The organism is Psychrobacter sp. GTC18467 (genome assembly GCF_055397455.1).
The window spans coordinates 1,479,816-1,492,676 of sequence record NZ_AP038920.1 but is presented as its reverse complement, the minus strand read 5'-3'; the positions used below and the strand labels follow the sequence as shown (position 1 = coordinate 1,492,676).

Here is a 12,861-nt window from a genome sequence, read left to right as displayed (position 1 = left end):
AGCTTCCTAAGGTCAGTTAAACTAACGGATTATGGTTGGGTTGCAGTTTTGGTGGTCAGCGGCTTATCAAGCGGCACGTTATAAAGGCGCAGCGCCTCTTTCATGACGTTATGAAACACCGGCGCCGAGGTCAATCCGGCGTAATACTGCTTGCGCGGATCTTCCACCAAAACGACGCCGACAAGCCTTGGGTTTGACGCCGGAACGATGCCAGCAAACACGTTGCGGTATTGGTCGGTATAATAGCCGCCCTCAGGATTGATCCGTCTTGAGGTTCCGGTTTTACCGGCAACGCGGTAACCGTCAATGGCCGCCGCCGTTGCTGTCCCGCCCGGAACGGTAACGGACTCAAGCATTTGCACAATTGCCATGGCTTGATCGTGCGCCATGATGCGTTTTGCCGGTGCCGGATGGTCAGTTTTGACGATGCTTAACGGGTGCATTACCCCACCTGCCCCAAGCGCGGCATAAGCTTGCGCAATTTGGGCAAGCGTCACTTGCAGACCATAGCCGTAGCTGACCGTTGCCCGCCGAGCGATTTCCTTTTCTTTGGGAGTTGCCACAATTCCGCTACCCTCGCCGGGGAAATTCAGCGGCGTTTTTGCCCCAAAACCAAATTGCTTTTGCATGTTGGTGATGCCATCGGGCGGCAAAGATAGGGCAATTTTGGTGGAGGCAACGTTACTTGATTTTTGCAGGAGCGTCGCAAGGTTAATCATTCCCAAATTATTATGGTCGCGGATGGTGTAGCCTGGAACGCGAATGGAGCCTGGATTGGTGTCAATCAAGGAGCTTGCGGTATATTTTCCTGAGTCTAAGGCAGCAGCAACGGTAAATGGCTTCATCACCGAGCCAGGTTCGAACACATCCAGCAGGGCGCGGTTGCGCTGATTTTCGCCGGTCATTTCATTTAAATTGTTGGAATTAAAGGACGGCCAGGTGGAGAGCGCCAACACCTCGCCATTTTGAACATCAACGATCATTCCGGTTGACCAACGCGCCTCTTGAAGCCTTCCTGCTTTTTCAAGCTCTTTATACAGCAAATATTGCAATCGCGAGTCAATGGTCAGGGTAACGTCTTGACCTGCAATCTCAGGGGCCAACTGTTTTAATTCTTTTAAGCTGTTTTGTTTGGCGTCTTTTAACACCAAAACTTTACCCGCCTCACCGGCAAGGGCTTGTTCAAATTGGCGCTCAATGCCGGCGCGACCTTCATAACCGCCATCTGGATCGTTGGCATTTTGCCCCATAAACCCAAGCAGCTGAGCGTTGGGCTGCGGCTGCGGATAATAACGCTGAAAAAAGACTTTTTCATTCACCCCGACAAAGTCAAGGGCACTGACGCTTTGGGCAATCTCAGGGGTAACTTTATTTAATAATGGCAAATAGTGCGATCCTGCGCCCGATGGCAAGGCCGCTTTCACCGCTTCAGGGTCGCTCACATCAACATTTGGGTCAATGCCAACGGCTTTTTGTAAGTTTTCCACCGGAACGCCGGCCACCGCCGCTAGGCGATTTAAATCCATTTTATCCAAGCGCTTTTGCATTCGTTCTTGCATTTTTGGCTTATCAGGGTTGTCCGCAATGATGCGCTTGAGCTCATAATATTCACGAGCATAATCAAACGGACTAAAAGACACGGTGGCTAAAGGCGCGCTTACCGCAAGCGGCAGGTGGTTGCGGTCGGTAATCATGCCGCGATACGAGGGCTGCGAGCGAACGCTGGTGATCAGCTGATCGCCTTTTTCTTGATAAAATTTAGCGTTGGCAACTTGTAAATAATAGGCGCGACCGGTCAACCCAAACAACACGCAAGCAGCTAAAAACCAAATGGTGAAAAAGCGATTTTTGTCGCTGTCAAGGCTGCCGCGTTTTGATGCTCCTGAGGGCTTACTAAATACTGGTTTATTGCGGTCACGATTTTTAACGCTGACGTAAGCGCCTTGCAGTTTTTTCTTGTCTTGTTTGGTAAAGCGAGTGGCTACTTTGCTTGAGCGCGCACTGGTTTTGCGGCGCGCGCCTTTGCTAGCCGCTGCTGATTTTGCCGTTTTAGCAGTTTTTGCCGCAGGTTTCGATTTGCCGCCGGTGACCGATTTCGTGCCTTGAGTCGTTTGGGCAGTTTTGCTTGAGCTTTTCGGGCTTGGCTTTATTGCGCTTCGGTTGAGTCCAGACCGGCTTTTGGGCGTTTTGCCGCTTTTGCTGTTATCCGTCATTGAGCGCCTCCTTGATTAGGCGCTTGGGGCTGAATGACCATTTTATCGTTGAGCGTTGGCGAAAACATGCCAAGCTCAGTGACGGCGCGACTGGCAATTTGTGGGGTGGCACTAAAGGTTTGTTGTTCAATAAGTAGCCGCTGATGCTCAACTTGCAACAAGCGTTCTTGTTTTTTCATGTCTTGCAAGGTCTTATAATCCTGATGATACTGCTGAACTTGTTCGGCAGTTCGAATGCCACTCCAAACGATAAGCACGGCAAGCACGAGCAATATACCGACATAAAGCCGAACTGCGTTAAAATCAAAGCCAATCAAGCCGTTAATATCGTTACCCAAAATCATTGTTTTTTGACGGCTTGCCGGTTTGTCCAATCGTGCCATGACGCTCTCAAAAATATAAAATAAAAATTACTCAGCACTGACCTAAAGCGGCAAAATTGCGACTAAGACTAGCAGACAATGCTTACAGGAGTTTAACAGCTTAGTCATATTGCGCGAAACCTTAGCCTTTTTAATCGCCAATTTTTCACCTGTTTTTCATTAACTTTGCCACTTTAAGCCTTTTCTTGATAAGCCTCAGCAGTTCGCGCCGCAAATCGCAGCCAAGCGCTTCTTGAGCGCGGATTATTAGCAAGCTCAGTGCTGCTTGCGCCGACCCGTTTAGGCTTACTAAAATAGCGCGGTCGTTTTGGTGGCATCGGCAAAGCCTCATCTTCAGGGTACTGACCCTTACTGTGACGGGCAAAAAACTGCTTAATTCGGCGGTCTTCTAAAGAGTGAAAGCTAATCACCGCAAGATTGGCATTTGGTTTTAATACCTCAATCGTTTGCGCCAAAAAGTCATCGACATCGCCCAATTCATTATTAATAAAAATGCGCATTGCTTGAAAGCTTTGGGTTGCCGGATGCTTGCCTTTTTGCCAGTTGGGGTGCGCCTGCTTAATCACCTCCGCCAGTTTTAATGTGGAATCATAACTGTCCATTTGCTTAATGGCGCGGGCAATTCGGCGGCTATGCCGCTCCTCACCAAATTCAAACAACACGTTGGCAAGGGTGTCCTCATCAACGGTTTTTAGCCACTCGCCCACCGATTGACCACGGCTTATGTCCATTCGCATATCGACCGCGCCGTCGCGCATAAAACTAAAACCGCGGCTGCCATCATCAAGCTGCGGCGAGGACACGCCCAAATCCGCCATGATGCCATCGACCTTATCAATGTTCAGCGCTGCCAAACTTTGACCTAAAGTTGCAAAGCTGTCATGAACAACCCTAACGCGGTCATCAGTTGCCGCCAAGTCGTTTGCCACGAAAATTGCCGTGGGGTCTTTGTCAAAAACGATAAGCTTGGAGTTTTCACTTAATTGCGATAGCAATAATCGGCTGTGACCGCCGCGACCAAACGTGGCATCCACAAAAATGCCCTCGTGCTTTTTTGCTTCGGGCGTTGCCGCGTTCTCTTGCGCTAATTTTTTGACGCCCAAAACCGCCGCCACCGTTTCAGTTAGCAGCACCGCATCATGAGAAAAGTCTTTAATATCCAAAGCTTGCTTGGCATCAGGACTGGTTAATGCCGCCAAACTGTTTTCTTTTTGCATCTATCACGCACCCTTTGGATAAAAAATTTGTTAAATTTGCTTCAAAACTTACCCCAAAAACGGTTAATAATCAGAAGAAAATAAACGAGTTAGGATTTTTTAGGCGTTATTATCGCAAGCCTACACAGCGAGTCAAGCCACAACGGCGGTTTTTGGCAAAAATATTCGCCAACTTTGTTATAATAAGGCTATTTTAGCGCATTTTTCGAGTTGATTTTACCCTTTTCACTGATGAGAATATTATGACCCAAGCTGCTGCTACCAAGCGCCCTGTTCGCACCCGAATTGCCCCCTCCCCCACCGGATTTCCGCACGTCGGAACCGCTTATATTGCGCTATTTAACTTGGCCTTTGCCAAAGCCCACGGTGGTAAGTTTATTTTACGAATTGAGGACACCGACCAAACCCGCTCCACCGAGCAGTCCGAAAAGATGATTTTGGACGCCCTGCGCTGGGTGGGTTTGGATTGGGACGAAGGTCCTGACGTTGGCGGTGAGCATGCGCCGTATCGTCAAAGTGAGCGCAGTGAGATTTATAAAAAGTACGCCGAGCAATTATTGGACGCCGGTCACGCCTTTCGCTGCTTTTGTAGCCCCGAGGAATTGGACGCCATGCGCGCCGCGCAAATGGCAAACGGCGAAACCCCGCGTTATGACGGTCGTTACGCCAATTTAACCCGTGAAGAGTCGGACAAAAAAGTGGCTGAAGGCACGCCGTTTGTTATCCGAATGCGCGTTCCCACCGAAGGTGTTTGCCAAATTCACGACATGCTTCGCGGCGTCGTTGAAATTCCGTGGTCGCAAGTCGATATGCAAGTACTGCTCAAAGCCGACGGCATGCCGACCTACCATTTAGCCAACGTTGTTGACGACCATTTGATGGAAATCAGCCACGTGCTTCGCGGTGAAGAATGGCTCAACTCTGCCCCCAAGCATCAGCTGCTTTATGACTATTTTGGTTGGGAAATGCCAACCCTTTGTCACATGCCGCTACTGCGAAACCCTGACAAATCCAAACTGTCGAAACGCAAAAACCCAACTTCCATCACTTACTACCGCGATGCCGGCGTGATGCCTGAAGCGCTGTTAAACTATTTGGGCAGAATGGGCTACTCGTTGCCTAATGATGCCGAAAAATTCACCTTGGATGAGATGATTGCCAGCTTTGACATTCAGCGCGTCTCCCTTGGCGGTCCTATTTTTGACATTGAAAAACTGTATTGGCTCAACGCCGAATGGCTTCGCGCATTAACGCCAAGCGAACTTAAAGAAAAAATCTTAGCTTGGGCCAATGACAGCGACAAATTAACCGCCATTGCTGCCGCCATTCAACCACGAATTGAGCTATTATCCGACGCCGTCAATTGGGGCGGCTTTTATTTTCAAAATCTGCCTGCCATCAGCGCTGATGACTTTGCGCACAAATCATTAAGCCCCGAGCAAATCATCGAGATTTTGCAATTGGCGCTTTGGCAGCTTGAGGTGTTGCCTGTTTGGCGTGAGGACAATATTTTTGCGGTGATGAAAGGCTTATCTGGCGCCCTTGATATTAAACTTCGCGATTTTATGGCGCCGTTTTTTGTGGCGATTGCCGGTAGCACCGCCTCAACGCCGGTGATGAACTCCATGGCAATCATTGGCGCGGACATGACCTTGAACCGCTTGCGTCATGCCATTGAAATTTTGGGCGGTCTGGGCAAGAAAAAACTGAAAAAATTGGAAAAACAAGCCAGCGAGTTGCCAAATTTTTTAGCAGATTAAAAGTATTAAAATCAATAGCTTAATTTAGCGCTAAGTTAATAAGAATTGGTTTTTATCCCTCTTTTTATTAAATTAGCGCTTTTTTTTCACTTTTTTTAAAATAAAGGGTTGACAACCTAATCATCATTCCCTAAAATACGCATCACTCTTAGCGAGGGGCTATAGCTCAGTTGGTAGAGCACTTGCATGGCATGCAAGGGGTCAACGGTTCGACTCCGTTTAGCTCCACCACGCTAGTTAATTTATTAACTTTCTTGCTAAGATTCAATATCAGCACCTAGGCAAGCTTGAAAAAGCAACTGATATTGATTGATATAGTGATATATCGCTCTTTGCGTCCCCATCGTCTAGAGGCCTAGGACATCGCCCTTTCACGGCGGTAACCGGGGTTCGAATCCCCGTGGGGACGCCACTATTTAGGCGTCACATCAGCAAACGGTAAGACTGAAAAGCTGACACCGCAAAAAGCCCAATCGTTTTGATTGGGCTTTTTTTATGCTTAATTTTAAGCTAAAACCTGACCATATAGTCAGGTTTTCTTTTTATAGCTTATTAAAGTTAAGAGGCTTGTTTGTTTTCACAAGCCAACTGCCGAAGCACGTAATGCAAGACGCCGCCGTGACAAACATACTCGCGCTCTTTTGGCGTTTGCAGCATGATATGAACATCAAAGGTAGTCGTGCTGCCGTCGGCTCGGGTGGCGGTAACGGTTGCCGTATGCTTGTTTGGGTCATCAAGCCCTGAGATGCTAATGACTTCTGAGCCGTCAAGATTATGGGTTTCGGCGTTTTCACCATCTTTAAAGGTGAGCGGCAACACCCCCATGCCAATGAGGTTTGAGCGGTGGATTCTTTCAAACGAGGCGGCAAGAACGGCTTTTACGCCAAGCAAATTGGTGCCTTTTGCCGCCCAATCGCGGCTTGAGCCGGTGCCATATTCCTCACCGCCAATGACAATGAGCGGTCTTTTATCTTCTTTATATTTCATGGCGGCATCGTAAATGGACATTTTTTCGCCATCGCTAAGACTGGCATTATCGCCTTTAAAATAATAGGTATAGCCGCCTTCCATTCCGCCCATCATCAGGTTTTTAATGCGAATATTGGCAAAGGTGCCGCGCGTCATGACCGCATCGTTACCGCGCCGCGAGCCGTAGCTGTTAAAGTCAGCAGGCATGACGCCGCGCTCTTGTAGGTATTTTCCGGCAGGAGAGTCCGGCGCAATACTGCCGGCAGGCGAGATGTGGTCGGTGGTGATGTTGTCGCCAAAAACGCCCAAAATCCGAGCGTCTTTAATATCGCTCATGCCTTCAGGCTCCATTTGCATACCGTCAAAAAACGGTGGGTTTTTGATGTAGGTTGAGGCTTCATTCCACGGATAAAGCTCACTTGAGGACGAGTGAATGGCGTTCCACTCTTCACTGCCTTCAAAGACTTTGCCGTAGTTTTTATGGAACATGTCGGCGTCAATGTTGTTGGCAATCAGCTCGTCAATTTGTTTTGACGTTGGCCAAATGTCTTTTAAATAAACGTCGTTGCCATCAGTATCGCAACCAAGCGGCTGATGGGTTAAGTCAATATCAACCGTTCCTGCCAAAGCATAAACCACGACCAAAGGCGGTGAGGCAAGGTAGTTGGTTTTCACCGAAGGGTGAATTCGACCTTCAAAGTTTCGGTTGCCGGACAAGACTGAGGACACGATTAATTCATTATCTTTAATGCCTTTTTCGATGACATCCGGCAAGGGTCCTGAGTTACCGATACAAGTGGTGCAGCCATAACCCACAAGGTAAAAGCCCACTTTTTCAAGCTCATCCATAAGGTTAGTTTTATGCAAATAATCAGTGACCACTTTGGAACCGGGGGCTAAAGACGTTTTTACCCAAGGTTTGGCTTTAAGACCTTTTGCCGCAGCGTTTTTAGCAACCAATCCTGCGCCAATCATCACGGCAGGGTTTGAGGTGTTGGTACATGAGGTAATCGCAGCGATAACTACTGAGCCGTCACAAAGCTTATGCTCTTTGTCGTTAATCGTTACCGTTGAAAACACGCCTCTTGGGGCGTTTTTGTCGTGGGGGACTTCGGTAGCAACCTCTAGTTTTGGATGGGCGGCAAGTTCTTTAGCTTGTTCTTGTTTGCCGCCTTCTTGATCAAAGCGGACTTTACCTTTAACTTCAGCTTTACGGTCTTTTTTCATCGTATGCAGCGTTTCGCCAAAGCTTTGGTGCATATCGGCTAAAGCAATGCGCTGATGTGGCAGTTTAGGTCCTGCAAGCGACGGCACAACCGTTGCCATATCGAGATGCAGCATACTTGAATAGCACGCCCTTTTGCTAGTTTCATCATGCCAAAGCCCTTGAGCTCGGGCGTAAGCTTCGACCAATTCAATATGCGCTTCATCACGACCAGACAGCCGCAGGTAGTCAATAGCAACTTTATCAATTGGAAAAATCCCGCAAGTGGCACCGTATTCAGGCGACATATTGGCAATGGTGGCGCGGTCGGCAAGCGGCATTTGTGCCAAACCTTCGCCAAAAAATTCCACAAATTTGCCCACCACGCCATGAGCGCGCAGCATTTCAACCACGCGAAGTACCAAGTCCGTAGCGGTGACGCCTTCGCTTAATTTTCCGGTCAGCTCAAAGCCCACCACTTGCGGAATGAGCATTGAGGACGGTTGACCGAGCATTGCCGCTTCAGCTTCAATGCCGCCCACGCCCCAACCCAACACGCCAATGCCATTAATCATCGTCGTGTGGCTGTCTGTGCCAAAAACCGTATCCGGATACGCCGTTAATTCCTTGCCGTCGCCCGTATCAGTTTCAGCTTCCATGACCACGCGCGCCAAATATTCAAGGTTGACTTGGTGCACAATTCCGGTAGCAGGTGGCACCACCGCAAAGTTTTTAAACGCTTGCTTGCCCCAATGCAAAAACTCATAGCGCTCATTGTTGCGCTCAAATTCAATCTTTTTGTTTAAATCGAGGGCATCTTCGCGACCATAAACATCGACCTGAACCGAGTGGTCAACGACCAGCTCGCTTGGGATAAACGGGTTAATTTGCTCAGCCTTTCCGCCAAGCTTAACCACCGCATCGCGCATTGCGGCTAAATCAACGACCGAGGGCACGCCGGTAAAGTCTTGCAGCACCACCCGCGCCGGCATAAAAGCAATTTCTTGGCAAGGCTCAGCGCCGCAGTCCCATTTGGCAACCGCTTCGATGTGCTTTTGACCGACCGACTGACCGCCATCTTCGTGGCGCAGCAGGTTTTCCAATACAATTTTCATGCAATATGGCAAGCTGTTGATGTTATCAAAGCGCTCGGCAAGCTTGGGAAGGCTAAAATAAGTATAATCCTTGCCTGCTGCCGTCAGCTTGGCTTTGACCTTAAAAATATCGCTCATGGTCGCTTCCTTTTGTTTTGGTTATTGATTGTTATCATTATAAGGTGGCTTAAAATGACCCAAATTGGCATCATTCATCTTTCTACCATATCAAATCGCCAAACCTTTGTTAACGCCAACTGTTAAGCAAATCGTGGCACAATGGTAACCAAAACAAGCGCTTACTAAGAACGGTTATTATTTTATCTTGTAATATAGTCAACATCATATAAAAGTAATACAGCGATACTGGAATGAATTTTTTGTAGCCTCTGTGAGCTTGCGAACAGCAAGCAAAAAAAATTTATACCAGTTGAGCGTTTCTAAAAAATGTATCTCTTTTATTTTGTATTAACTATAAAGGATTTATGATTTTCGGCGACCACTGCGAAATACAAAGTGGTCGTGATAAAATTCTTTATCCTCGTTTTCTTCCCAAAAATTTGGCACGCCCAAAATCGGTAGCGGCGATAACTGCTTAGGCGTGACGTTATCGCCCGTTAGCAACTCATCAACGGCGGTGGCTAACACCTCATCCAAATACGCCATTTTGTCAATCATCGATTTGGCAAAAAAACTGGGGTCAACGTGAATAATTAAACTATGCGCGCAAAGTGGCTTTCGCGGGGCAATCAGCTGCTCAAGAAGCGCATGACCAAAAATATAAACGCAAGCTTTGGCGTCCAACTTTGGCGCGGTCGGATCGTCCCAATCAGCTCGCGGATTGACCAAACAGTCTTGCCAATTAAAGGCTTTAAGCGCATCACCAATATCAGGATTTGCGGTTACCAAAATCGCGCCATTTTCATCAAAAACAGTGATGGTATCGCGAACCCTGCCGCGACCTTGCGCCTCACCAAACTGACGGATTTGCTGCATATGGTGAAAATTAAGCCGAGCTTTGGTTTTAGGAAAGGTGAGCCAAATGCTGCCGTTAAACAAATCATGCAAGTTATCGCGGGTGGGGATTTGCCCTGAGTTGCCGATAAAGGCTTCGTAGCTCTCGCCTTCAGGCAACGCATTTTGTGACACAAATTTTAGCGGTTTTGCCTTCAAATCTTTGATTGGAAAAGTGGTTGCGGTTTTGCCTTTGTCCGCGTTTATTGTTGCTAACGCTTGATTGAGTAACTCAGCAATTTTGGTACTGTCATAATTTGTCGGCTGGGCAGAGGGATTTTTTAAATTATCGCTAATCATTGCCTTAACGCCGCTTTCTAATATCTCACGATGGTTGAGATGCCAAAGCCACGGTGCTTGCCAGTCAATTTTTGCAAAATTAGCTTGGTTTATAAAAACAGCTTTTTCAGAATTTGCCGCCATTTCTAATTTTTTTGAGGTCATTATCAACACGCCTTTCGCCGAAAAATGGGCATCATGGTATCATAGCGCACCTTTTATCGGGATGATCAGCAGATGATTTGGAAGTTATGGCAAATTTTAATACCCATTTAACCGGCGCGTTTGCGGTCAGCGCGGTGCTCAGCCTCACAGTTTATAAGGCAGGACTGGTCAATGATTCAGGATTTTTAATCTGTACCGCGCTTGGAACGGTCGGCGGACTGCTGCCGGATTTGGATTCCGACCACTCAACGCCGGTAAAATTTGGCTTTAATATCGCCTCGCTTATCGTCGCTTTTGCCCTTGTGATGCATTGGCGCAGTCAGTTAAGCTTGGTGTCACTCATCGTGCTTTGGTTTATCGGCTATGGGGTGATGCGCTATTTGGTGCTGAAATGGTTTAAAAAAGTGACCGTTCATCGCGGGGTGATTCACTCCGTGCCGTATATGGCGATTTTGGGGCTGCTTTTGACCTGCTTGAGCTATTACGGCTTTAAAAATGACGTGGTGATAAGCTGGTTTTACGGCTTGTTTTTGTTCATGGGCGCGATTGTTCATTTAACCCTTGATGAGATGTACAGCGTCAATTTGTCCGGAATGACGCTCAAGCGCTCGGCGGGAACAGCAATGAAATTTTATCAGCACAAGGACAACTGGCGCTATGGCATCATTTACGCGCTGCTTATTTTATTGCTGTTTGCCGCACCGCCCTTTGCGCCGTTTTGGCAGACGGTTGCCAATCCAAAACCGTGGTCACAGCTCAAAGTTGGCGTGTTGCCTGATATTATTGAAGACTTTTTACAAGGCTCGGAGGTTATTTAATGCGCTGCCCCTGTCAAATTACGCCTGATTTATTGTCAAATTCAAACGCGAAAAATTTAGAAAATGGCAAAAGTTATCGTGACTGCTGCAAGCCATTCCACGAAGGCAGATTGCCGAAAACTGCCGAACAGCTGATGCGCAGCCGCTATAGCGCGTTTGTGATGGTCAATCCCGAGTATATTATTAACACAACCTTGCCCGCTCAGCAGCTGCTCCTTGATAAAAGTGCGATTGCAGCTTGGGCAAAAGATACGGCGTGGTCAGGACTTGAAATTATCAATCATAAACCCATCGGCAAACGCCACGCTCAAGTTGAGTTTAAAGCTTATTTTAACGATAACAACGGCTTGCAAGCGCATCATGAGTTATCAAGCTTTGTTTTGGTTAAAAACAGCAACCAAAGTGCGCGGTGGTATTTTTTAGACCCAACCGTTGACTTTAAAATGAGCCAAAAACAGCCTTGTAGTTGCGGATCAGGGGAGAAGTTTAAGCGGTGTTGTGGTCGGTTTTTACCCTAAACACTCGCCCCAACCGCTCTTGCAATCGCTATACCCTCATCAATGGTTAAAAACTTGCGAAGGCTTGGGCTGTCCTGATGAATGACCGCGCCATCTTGAAAAATTAAGCACTCATTGACCGCAAGCTGTTGCCATTTCTCATTTTGGGTTAACGGCACAGTCACCAAAATGGTCACGCGATCATTGTCCGTGGTCACATCACTAAAGTTAATCGACAAGTCCTCATCAGACAATTTTGCCTCGCCAAACGGCGCTTGCCGTGTGAGATAAAACAGCAAACTTCCGGCATAAGCCAATTGCCAAGTGCCATTTGACAATAAGCAGTTAAACAAGCCATTGGCGGATAAATATCGGCATTGCGTGGTCAAAAAGTTAAACAATACCTTGTCGTCCGGTCGTGATTTAAAGGTGCTTTTTAGCCGGTTAATCAAGTAGCAAAACGCCACTTCCGAATCGGTCGTGCCAACCGGCTGACAATGAACGGCGTTGCCATTGTCTTGCAAGCGGCGGCAGCGCTCAACAAAGGCTTTATTCATCTGACCGTTATGGGCAAACACCCACTGCTCGCCCCAAACTTCGCGCACAAACGGATGGGTATTTGCCAAGCAGTTTTGACCTTGGGTTGCCTTGCGGATATGGGCAATTACGTTCATCGCTTTAATCGGATAATGATTGACCAAGTCCGCCACCGGCGACAAATGGCTAGGCCGGTTGTCATGAAACACGCGAAGTCCAGTTGCCGAATTGCCGCCGTTTTGGGATTCACAGCTGCTTTTTTCAAAAAAGGCAATGCCAAAGCCGTCCTCATGGCGGTCGGTATTGCCGCCGCGCTGCCGAAACCCTGAAAAGCTAAAGCCAATATCGGTTGGGGTGTTACAGTTCATTCCTAACAGTTGACACATAGTTTCGCTACCGCTTTGATTATCTCTATTTCCCATTGCCGCGCTCATCAATCGCGCCTAAGTCATCGTCGCCGCCTTCCATATTAGCATCACTATCGATATCAGTTTCAACGGCAATGTCGTTTAAAATGCGCTGAGCTTTTGCTAAATCGTCCTGCTGAACCCAAAGCACGATGCCAGAATTTAGCCCCGGCAAGGCGCTTAGTGCTTGCAAGGACACCTCAATGCCATTATTTTTTAACAAATTGGCGTGCAATTCGCCTTGAATGTTGGTGTCGTAGCGCGCCAGCTTTTGCCAGTTGTCGACTTTATTCGTCATTTGAAT

General features: G+C 47.7%; 10 protein-coding genes and 2 tRNA genes. 5 read left to right on the top strand and 7 right to left on the bottom strand.

Annotation, left to right across the window (positions count from 1 at the left end; all coding sequences use genetic code 11):
* Positions 1-29: 29 nt before the first annotated feature.
* The 3 genes from ACZ5XY_RS06435 to rsmH form a co-directional block, all read right to left on the bottom strand.
* Positions 30-2,213 (bottom strand): peptidoglycan D,D-transpeptidase FtsI family protein, encoded by a 2,184-nt coding sequence (locus tag ACZ5XY_RS06435; RefSeq protein WP_464740024.1) that lies wholly within the window; start codon positions 2,211-2,213, stop codon positions 30-32.
* Positions 2,210-2,596: a cell division protein FtsL gene (gene ftsL, locus ACZ5XY_RS06430; protein ID WP_464740022.1), complete on the bottom strand. Its 387-nt coding sequence runs from the start codon at positions 2,594-2,596 to the stop codon at positions 2,210-2,212. Before ftsL ends, ACZ5XY_RS06435 begins: the two co-directional genes overlap by 4 nt.
* A 173-nt stretch (positions 2,597-2,769) precedes the next feature.
* A complete protein-coding gene (gene rsmH / locus ACZ5XY_RS06425; RefSeq protein WP_464740020.1) occupies positions 2,770-3,813 on the bottom strand; it encodes a 16S rRNA (cytosine(1402)-N(4))-methyltransferase RsmH in 1,044 nt (347 codons plus the stop codon).
* A 242-nt stretch (positions 3,814-4,055) separates the two neighbouring features.
* Between rsmH and gltX the strand changes: the two genes are divergently transcribed.
* From gltX to ACZ5XY_RS06410, 3 genes are all read left to right on the top strand, one after another.
* Positions 4,056-5,573, top strand: coding sequence for a glutamate--tRNA ligase (gltX, locus tag ACZ5XY_RS06420; protein WP_464740018.1), 1,518 nt, complete (start codon positions 4,056-4,058; stop codon positions 5,571-5,573).
* Between the two features lie 155 nt (positions 5,574-5,728).
* A tRNA-Ala gene (locus tag ACZ5XY_RS06415) sits at positions 5,729-5,804 on the top strand.
* 105 nt (positions 5,805-5,909) lie between these two features.
* A tRNA-Glu gene (locus tag ACZ5XY_RS06410) sits at positions 5,910-5,985 on the top strand.
* Between the two features lie 146 nt (positions 5,986-6,131).
* Here ACZ5XY_RS06410 and acnA read toward each other — a convergent pair.
* Positions 6,132-8,978 carry an aconitate hydratase AcnA gene (gene acnA / locus ACZ5XY_RS06405; RefSeq protein ID WP_464740016.1) on the bottom strand — a complete coding sequence of 949 codons (2,847 nt, stop codon included), beginning with the start codon at positions 8,976-8,978 and terminating at the stop codon, positions 6,132-6,134.
* 345 nt (positions 8,979-9,323) lie between these two features.
* The gene (locus ACZ5XY_RS06400; RefSeq protein ID WP_464740014.1) at positions 9,324-10,298 is read right to left on the bottom strand and encodes a DUF3025 domain-containing protein; all 975 of its coding nucleotides are present in this window, start codon (positions 10,296-10,298) and stop codon (positions 9,324-9,326) included.
* Between the two features lie 86 nt (positions 10,299-10,384).
* Here ACZ5XY_RS06400 and ACZ5XY_RS06395 point away from each other — a divergent pair, with 86 nt between their 5' ends.
* On the top strand, positions 10,385-11,116 hold the full coding sequence (locus ACZ5XY_RS06395; RefSeq protein ID WP_464740012.1) for a metal-dependent hydrolase: 732 nt from the start codon (positions 10,385-10,387) through the stop codon (positions 11,114-11,116).
* Positions 11,116-11,634 carry a YchJ family protein gene (locus tag ACZ5XY_RS06390; protein ID WP_464740010.1) on the top strand — a complete coding sequence of 173 codons (519 nt, stop codon included), beginning with the start codon at positions 11,116-11,118 and terminating at the stop codon, positions 11,632-11,634. The genes ACZ5XY_RS06395 and ACZ5XY_RS06390 overlap by 1 nt, the downstream gene beginning before the upstream one ends.
* Here ACZ5XY_RS06390 and ACZ5XY_RS06385 read toward each other — a convergent pair.
* Together ACZ5XY_RS06385 and ACZ5XY_RS06380 are read right to left on the bottom strand one after the other, a co-directional pair.
* Entirely contained in the window at positions 11,631-12,536 is a 906-nt protein-coding gene (locus tag ACZ5XY_RS06385) for a class II glutamine amidotransferase (protein ID WP_464743799.1), read from the bottom strand. The two genes, ACZ5XY_RS06390 and ACZ5XY_RS06385, sit on opposite strands and share 4 nt — an antisense overlap.
* 25 nt (positions 12,537-12,561) lie before the next feature.
* Positions 12,562-12,855, bottom strand: coding sequence for a putative signal transducing protein (locus ACZ5XY_RS06380; RefSeq protein WP_464740008.1), 294 nt, complete (start codon positions 12,853-12,855; stop codon positions 12,562-12,564).
* Between the last annotated feature and the right edge of the window lie 6 nt (positions 12,856-12,861).

Coding starts and splice junctions, on each gene's coding strand:
- ACZ5XY_RS06380 (WP_464740008.1), bottom strand. CDS start 12,855: ATGACGAATAAAGTCGACAACTGGCAAAAGCTGGCGCGCTACGACACC.
- ACZ5XY_RS06435 (WP_464740024.1), bottom strand. CDS start 2,213: ATGACGGATAACAGCAAAAGCGGCAAAACGCCCAAAAGCCGGTCTGGA.
- rsmH (WP_464740020.1), bottom strand. CDS start 3,813: ATGCAAAAAGAAAACAGTTTGGCGGCATTAACCAGTCCTGATGCCAAG.
- acnA (WP_464740016.1), bottom strand. CDS start 8,978: ATGAGCGATATTTTTAAGGTCAAAGCCAAGCTGACGGCAGCAGGCAAG.
- gltX (WP_464740018.1), top strand. CDS start 4,056: ATGACCCAAGCTGCTGCTACCAAGCGCCCTGTTCGCACCCGAATTGCC.
- ACZ5XY_RS06390 (WP_464740010.1), top strand. CDS start 11,116: ATGCGCTGCCCCTGTCAAATTACGCCTGATTTATTGTCAAATTCAAAC.
- ftsL (WP_464740022.1), bottom strand. CDS start 2,596: ATGGCACGATTGGACAAACCGGCAAGCCGTCAAAAAACAATGATTTTG.
- ACZ5XY_RS06400 (WP_464740014.1), bottom strand. CDS start 10,298: ATGACCTCAAAAAAATTAGAAATGGCGGCAAATTCTGAAAAAGCTGTT.
- ACZ5XY_RS06395 (WP_464740012.1), top strand. CDS start 10,385: ATGGCAAATTTTAATACCCATTTAACCGGCGCGTTTGCGGTCAGCGCG.
- ACZ5XY_RS06385 (WP_464743799.1), bottom strand. CDS start 12,536: ATGTGTCAACTGTTAGGAATGAACTGTAACACCCCAACCGATATTGGC.